The organism is Polaromonas sp. P1_E3 (assembly GCF_056405935.1).
In genome coordinates this window covers 1-5770 of sequence record NZ_JBFUBD010000170.1, presented here as the reverse complement: position 1 = coordinate 5770, position 5770 = coordinate 1, and the positions used below count along the sequence as shown (strand labels likewise).

The following is a 5770-nucleotide window of genomic DNA, read 5'->3' as shown; positions in this document are numbered from 1 at the left end:
TCACCGCGGTGCTCTACGCCGGGCCGGTGCCTGCCCAGCAGGAAAGCGGCCGCCTGGCGGGAAAAACCGCCAGGTCCACCGTACCGGCCGGGGTGCGCCAAATCCCCGACATCGCCTATGGCTCAGACCCGCGCCAGCGCATGGATGCCTACCTGCCGCTGCAACCGGCCGCCAACGCACCGGTCATCGTCATGGTGCACGGCGGTGCCTGGATGGTGGGCAACAAGGCGATGGCCAATGTGACCGACAACAAGGTGGCCTGGTGGGTCAAACAGAAGGGCTACATCCTGGTGTCGGTGGGTTATCGCCTGTCGCCGCAGGTTGACCCGCTGGTGCAGGCGCACGATGTGGCCAGTGCCCTGGCCAGGACGCAAAGCATGGCCGCTTCGTGGGGTGGCGATCCGGCAAAGGTCATTCTCATGGGGCATTCGGCGGGCGCACACCTGGTAGCACTGCTGGGCGCTTCGCCGGCACAGGCCTACGCGTCAGGCGCCAGGCCGTGGCTCGGCACTGTGGCGCTTGACAGCGCCGCGCTGGACCTTGAGCGCATCATGAAAGCGCGCCACATGCGGTTTTACGACCGCGTGTTTGGCGCCGACCCGGCCTACTGGCGCACTGTGTCGCCCACCAGCGTGCTGGCGGCTGACGCCACGCCGATGCTGCTGGTCTGCTCGACACAACGGGCGGATGACCCCTGTGCGCAGTCGCGTGACTTTGCCGCCAAGGTGACAGCCAAAGGCGCGCGGGCCAGCGTGCTGCCGCAAGACCTGACGCACGAGCAGGTCAACACCACGCTGGGCCTGCCCGGCGGGTATACCGATGCGGTAGACGGTTTTATGGCGGGGCTGCTGCCGCGCTAAGATTTAAGGAAAAACAGGCTGTAGCCCTCAGAGGACGAGCGCAAGCAGCTATTGATTTGATAGCAAATTCAGGCTCAGCTACTTCGCCGCATCAGGTTCTGCCACGGCCGCAGCGGCATCACGGCGATGGTAGGTAAAGAACGTCCACATCATCAGCGTGGCGTCCGGGCCGTCGGGCTCGCTGTATTCCATGCTGGCGTCTCCGCCGCTCCAGGCGTGGCCCAAGGCGTCTACGTCGCATTTCACCAGCTGCGGTTTGCGGCCGGCGTACCAGGTGGTGGTCTGGTAGGCGTGGCGCGGCTTCCTGCCGCTGCGGCGTTCGGGGTAACGGCGAACCACCGGCTCGGGGCGGGCCGCATTTTGGGTGATGACCGGGTTGTTGATGATTTCGAACTGCTCGGCCAGTTGCTCGGCATTGACGCGCCGCACCACGGCATCGTTGTCGCCATGGATCAGGATGGCCGGCATGCCCGGGAACTGCGGCTGGGCGCTGGCAAACAAGCGCGCCACCGCATCGTAAGACGAGCCCGAGCCGTGTTGCATGGCGCGGTAAGCGCTGAAGGGCGAATGGGTGGTGCCGAACACGGGCGCCGAATGCATGCCCACGGCCGCGATCAGCTCCGGGTGGCGCAGTGCCACGATGGCCGCCAGCGCGGCACCGGCCGACAGGCCCGCCACGTAGGTGCGTGAAGCGTCAAGCCCATGCTTTTGCTGCACCTGGGAAATCATCGCAGCGATGACGCCCACATCGCCCTCCCCGTTTTGCGTGGCCCGCTTGTACCAGTGCCAGCAGCGGTGGGCGTCGGCCGCGCTGGATTGCTGGGGATACAGCACCGCAAAACCCTTGCGCTCGGCCAGCTCGTTCATGCGGCTGGCTGCGGCGAAATCGGCCGCTGTCTGCTGGCAACCGTGCAGCATGACCACGAGCGGGCGCGGCACCGCGGGCGCATCGGGCACCGCTGCAATGGCAGGAAGGTATAGCCAATACAGCATGCGCCGCGAATCCGTCAGCAAGCCATCCCCGGGCAAGGTAAACCAGGCCTTGCGCCAGGTGCCGGGCAAACCGGCGGCAGCGCGGGCCTGTGCAGCGGTGGGCCGGCGGGCCTTTTTGGCGGGCCGGGCAACCACCGGCTTGAGCAGCTTGACCCGGGGCCTTCGCCGGCGCGGCGTTGTGGTGGCAGGCGGCACCGGCGTGACCTTGGGCAGCAGGCTTTCAAAGAGCCGCAAGCCCTGCGCCTGCTGGGCCTTGCCCATGCGGCGCATGCTTTTAAGCCAAAGACTGCTTATGCTTCTGGACATGGTTTGACAAAAAGTGGTGGGGCCATCGGGGGTGAACAGGAGGTCTGCGTCTACGTTGATTTCCAGGAAGGCATTTGCGCCAAATCAATAAGTACACGGTCATTTTGCTGCATTGCAACAAAATGTCTATCAGCATGGTCATAAAACATTGAATTCGGCGCTTTCCGTCACAAAATCGGGGTTACAAAATGCTAAACCCGAGCCGCTACGATCGAAGCTGAGAGCGCTTGTGGCATTTCGGCGCGGTAACCGCGCCATTTCAGCGCGGGTACGCACCATTTAGAGTCTTTTCTTGCTTTCCGGCCTTTGCCCCCTCTTTTGAACGACCGCATACTTCTTTTGGTTTTTTGCCTGTTTTCTCATGTCTGACTTCCTGACTGCCGCCCTTTACCAGTTCGTTGAGCTGCCCGATTTCGCCGAGCTGCAGGCGCCATTGCTGGCGCAGTGCGAAGCGCATGGCGTCAAGGGCACGCTGCTGCTTGCAGCAGAAGGTATCAACGGCACGATTGCGGGGCCTGAAGAAGGCGTGCGCGCAGTGCTGGCCTATCTGCGCAGTGACCCGCGCCTGGCGAAGCTGGAGCACAAGGAGGCTTGGGCTGCGTCCATGCCGTTTTACCGGATGAAGGTGCGCCTCAAGCGCGAGATCGTCACCATGGGCGTGCCGGAAGTTCACCCCGCGCTGATGGCCGGTGAATACGTCAAGCCGCAGGAATGGAACCAGCTGATCAACGAACCGGGCGTGGTGCTGGTCGATACACGCAACGACTACGAGGTGTCGATCGGCACCTTCCACGGCGCCATCAATCCGCACACCAGCAGCTTTTCAGAGCTGCCCGGCTGGGTCGAGCGCGAAATGGCCGAAGGCGGCAAGCTGGCGGCGCATGACGGCAAAAAACCGAAGGTGGCGATGTTCTGCACCGGCGGCATCCGCTGCGAAAAGTCCACCGCGCTGCTGCGCTCCAAAGGCTTTGACAAGGTCTACCACCTCGAAGGCGGCATCCTCAAGTACCTGGAAACCGTGCCCGAAGCGCAAAGCACCTGGGAAGGCGAATGTTTTGTGTTCGACGAGCGTGTGTCCGTCGGCCACGGCCTCAAGCCCGGCGCCTTCACGCTGTGCCGCTCCTGCCGTGACCCGCTGAGCGAAGAAGACCGCCAGTCACCGCTGTACGAGCTGGGTGTGAGTTGCGCGCACTGCCATGCGAAGACGACGGAAGAACAGAAGGCCGGCTACCGCGAGCGCCAGCGCCAGGTCGAGCTGGCCGAGGCACGCAATGCCGCGCACATCGGCGTGCGGCAATCCGGCACCTGAAGCACCGGGTGTCTCAGGCCATGAACAGCGCCCTGCCTGTCCTGTATTCCTTTCGCCGCTGCCCGTACGCCATGCGCGCCCGGCTGGCGCTGGCCGCAAGCGGCGAGCCGCACGAACTGCGCGAAGTCGTGTTGAAGAACAAGCCCGCGGAGATGCTGGCCGCTTCGCCCAAAGGCACGGTGCCCGTGCTGGTGCTGCCCGGCGGCGAAGTCATTGATGAAAGCCTGGACGTGATGCTGTGGGCACTGCGGCGCAATGACCCCGAGGGTTGGCTCACATCACCGCAGGGCTCCCTTGACGACATGCTCGCGCTGGTGGCCGGCAACGACGGCGCTTTCAAGCGCAGCCTGGACCGCTACAAATACCCGAATCGCTACCCCGAAGAAGCCGCAGGCGACAACGCGGCTTTTGCCTTTTCACACCGGGCAGCATGCGCCAGCTGGCTGGGCCGGCTGGAAACCTTGCTGGCTGGCGRCTGGCTCTTCGGCATGCATGCCAGCCTGGCCGACATGGCCCTTCTGCCTTTTGTGCGCCAGTTTGCGCACACCGATGTGGCCTGGTTTGCCGCGCAACCTTGGCCGCGATTGCAGGCATGGCTGGCGCGCTTTGAAGCCAGCGCGCTGTACGAAGGTGTGATGGGCAAGCATGTGCCTTGGCAGGCGGGTGCGGTTTGAGCCTGTATTTGCTATCAAATCAATAGCTGCTCGCGCACGTTCTGATTGGGTGTGAAGCCGATTTGATGCTTGAAATCGGCCTGGAAGGCCGTTTTGGACGTGTTTTTGGCGGCAGGAAGCTACTTTTGAGCCCGGAAGCATCATTTTCGGAAAGAAAATGGCTCTCTGACCAATAACAACGGGTGCGAGCAGCTATCAAATGTATAGCAATCAACTCAGCCAGGAGACAGAGCCTGCTCACTACGYGCTATCAGCACCCACCAGGACGACTGGGAACTTCAGCGCTGAATGCGCGTAGACAGCACCACTGAGGTATTGGTGCGTTCCACCCCGTCGAGCAGGCCGATGCCGTCGATCAGTGCATCGAGCCGCTCGATCGAGCCGGCCTGCACGATGGCGATCATGTCAAAGGTGCCGCTGACCGAAAGCAGTGAGCGGACCTCGGRAATCTTGCGCAGCGCCGCCTCGACCGGGCCCGACAGCTTGGGGCCGACGGTGAGCATCACGTGGGCGGCTACCTGCGACTGCTCATACGCATCGCCAGTGCGCACGCCGTAGCCGGTGATGACCTTGTCGCGCTCCAGCCGCTCAATGCGGGCCTGCACCGCCGTGCGCGACAAACCCACCTTGCGGGCAAGCAAAGCCACCGGGCAGCGCGCGTTTTCACGCAATTCGCTGAGCAGTATCTGGTCTATGGCGTCGATATTCATGTGCCGGGTGTGAGGTGGTGRTTAAAGCAGGTTAGGCAAATAGCCGTTTCAAACCTTCTATTTGTCTAAATTATGGCTTCTATTTGTATAAATTGATACTACCAACCGCCGGCGCTGCGTTCCACAATCAGTCAACGCCCTTCACCTGGAGGGGCCCCATGAAGGAGCTGATATGAAAAAGATCATGGTCGTAGGCGCAGGCAAAATCGGCTCAACCATTGCCGCCCTGCTGGGTTCCAGTCAGGACTATGCCGTTACGGTGGTGGACGCGTCGCAGGCCGCACTGGCAGGTATCAAGGCGGGCCCCGGGGTTCAGCTAAAAGTGCTGGACGTCACCGACCCTGTTGCCCTGCGCGCGGCGCTTGAGGGGCAGTTTGCGGTGCTCAGCGCAGCGCCGTTTCACCTCACCACATCCATCGCCGAGGCGGCCGTGGCGGCGGGTGTGCATTACCTGGACCTGACCGAAGACGTGGCCAGCACGCGGCGGGTGCGTGAACTGGCCGCCACCGCGCGCTCGGCTCTGATTCCGCAATGCGGCCTGGCGCCGGGCTTTGTGTCCATCGTGGCGGCCGACCTGTGCCGGCGTTTTGACAGCCTGCACAGCGTGCGTATGCGCGTCGGCGCCCTGCCCCAGTTTCCGTCGAACGCGTTCAACTACAACCTGACCTGGAGCACCGACGGCGTCATCAACGAGTACTGCGAGCCCTGCGAAGCCATTGTGGAAGGCGTGCTGCGCCAGGTGCCGCCGCTGGCCGAACATGAAGAGTTTTCACTCGACGGCGTGACCTACGAGGCCTTCAATACTTCAGGCGGCCTGGGCACCCTGTGCGAGACGCTGCAGGGCAAGGTCACCAACCTCAACTACAAGACCATCCGCTACCCCGGCCACGCGGCGATCATGAAGGCACTGCTCAACGA

Annotated in this window: 6 protein-coding genes; 4 read left to right on the top strand and 2 right to left on the bottom strand. The window is 63.0% G+C overall.

Going from position 1 to position 5770, the window contains the following annotated elements; genetic code table 11:
* The coding region (locus AC1D0Z_RS14930; protein WP_477659009.1) for an alpha/beta hydrolase at positions 1–860 on the top strand (860 nt) is incomplete at its 5' end.
* A 78-nt stretch (positions 861–938) separates the two neighbouring features.
* On the opposite strand, the gene AC1D0Z_RS14925 is transcribed toward AC1D0Z_RS14930, so the two are convergent.
* Positions 939–2159 (bottom strand): extracellular catalytic domain type 1 short-chain-length polyhydroxyalkanoate depolymerase, encoded by a 1221-nt coding sequence (locus AC1D0Z_RS14925; RefSeq protein WP_477659008.1) that lies wholly within the window; start codon positions 2157–2159, stop codon positions 939–941.
* Positions 2160–2520: 361 nt separating this feature from the next.
* Between AC1D0Z_RS14925 and trhO the strand changes: the two genes are divergently transcribed.
* Complete coding sequence (gene trhO / locus AC1D0Z_RS14920; protein WP_477659007.1) at positions 2521–3468, top strand: oxygen-dependent tRNA uridine(34) hydroxylase TrhO; 948 nt, start codon at positions 2521–2523, stop codon at positions 3466–3468.
* A gap of 20 nt (positions 3469–3488) precedes the next feature.
* A complete protein-coding gene (locus AC1D0Z_RS14915) occupies positions 3489–4142 on the top strand; it encodes a glutathione S-transferase (protein WP_477659006.1) in 654 nt (217 codons plus the stop codon).
* Positions 4143–4420: 278 nt separating this feature from the next.
* Here AC1D0Z_RS14915 and AC1D0Z_RS14910 read toward each other — a convergent pair whose 3' ends face one another.
* Complete coding sequence (locus AC1D0Z_RS14910; RefSeq protein ID WP_477659005.1) at positions 4421–4852, bottom strand: Lrp/AsnC family transcriptional regulator; 432 nt, start codon at positions 4850–4852, stop codon at positions 4421–4423.
* A gap of 172 nt (positions 4853–5024) precedes the next feature.
* Here AC1D0Z_RS14910 and AC1D0Z_RS14905 point away from each other — a divergent pair.
* Positions 5025–5770 (top strand): saccharopine dehydrogenase family protein (locus tag AC1D0Z_RS14905; protein WP_477659004.1); only part of this gene is annotated, 746 nt, incomplete at its 3' end.